The organism is Ralstonia sp. TCR112, assembly GCF_007997035.1.
Lineage (GTDB): Bacteria > Pseudomonadota > Gammaproteobacteria > Burkholderiales > Burkholderiaceae > Ralstonia > Ralstonia edaphi.
Genome location: NZ_VOSS01000285.1, coordinates 1 through 1053, shown reverse-complemented (window position 1 = coordinate 1053; position 1053 = coordinate 1). Strand labels below are relative to the sequence as shown.

Sequence of the window (1053 nt, the reverse complement as noted above, 5' to 3'; positions counted from 1 at the left end):
GGGCACGATATTGTATCGCCGCCATCGGGGCATCAGCGTGCGCAGTAGCCCGAGAACATGCCGATCGCCGCCATCACCGCCGGGTTGGCATGGAACACGCCCACCCAGAATGGCCACCCCCACCCCGCCGTCATGACGGGAACGCCGCAAAGCCGTTGCCCATGATGACGGTGAACAGCGCCATGCCCACGCAATAAACGACGACCGCGACGAGGCGATAGTCCATGTTGATGTAGGCGGTGGTCAGGTGCGCCACAGCCTTGCCCACACCGGCATCGGCAAAGACGAGACCCAGCATGGCCAGCATCTGCGGCAGCACCAGCGCCCAGCCGAGCGACTCCGTCAGCCGACGCGACTCACGCATGGCCTGCACCGGCGTTCACGCGTCAACCAGCACGCCAGCGCCAGCGAGATGATGCAGCCCAGCCCCAGCGAGACGAAGGTCTGGTTCTTCGGATCGAGCAGCAAATCGCCGCCGATCTTCACGTCCTTCAGGAACACGCTGCCGATGACGGTGACCAGGGGAATGGTCAGCGCCGGAATGAAGAGGCGGTTGCCCAGGCGCTTGGCGGATGCGCGGCGCTCTTCCGCCGGCAGTTCACCGTGCTTGCCCAGCGTCACGCCGCCCGTGCCGGCCAGCAGTGCCATCACCACGGCACCCACGCCCACCACGATCGGCGGGAGCTTGTCGCCAACGAGGAAGATGACGGCGAAGATCGCCCAGAACAGGCCCGTGGTCCAGCGGCGCGGGTGGTTCTTGTCGGCAAAGGTCATCAGCGCGGTGATCGTCAGGATGATCCCCGCCAGCCAGTACAGATAGTTGATCGACAGAATCATGGCTTACCCCTGCTTGGCCGCAGCCGTGTTGGTATTGCCGGCGGCGCCCCGCTGGTTACCCATTTCGCGGGCAAGCCAGCCGTCCAGGCGCTTGAGGCGCACCGAGTGGATCAGGAACGCGCAGACCGCAGTCGGGATGCCCCACACGGCGATATGCAGCGGTTCCACGTCGATGCCCGAGCCGAGCAGGAACGTGTGCATCAGCGCGATGGCGCC

General features: G+C 65.6%; 1 protein-coding gene and 1 pseudogene. Both read right to left on the bottom strand.

What is annotated here, in order from left to right:
• Nucleotides 1-837, bottom strand: a pseudogene (locus FUT88_RS26005) (DUF979 domain-containing protein); the annotation flags it as partial.
• 3 nt (nucleotides 838-840) lie between these two features.
• Nucleotides 841-1053 (bottom strand): 5-oxoproline transporter, DUF969 family subunit (locus tag FUT88_RS26000; RefSeq protein ID WP_147219391.1); only part of this gene is annotated, 213 nt, incomplete at its 5' end.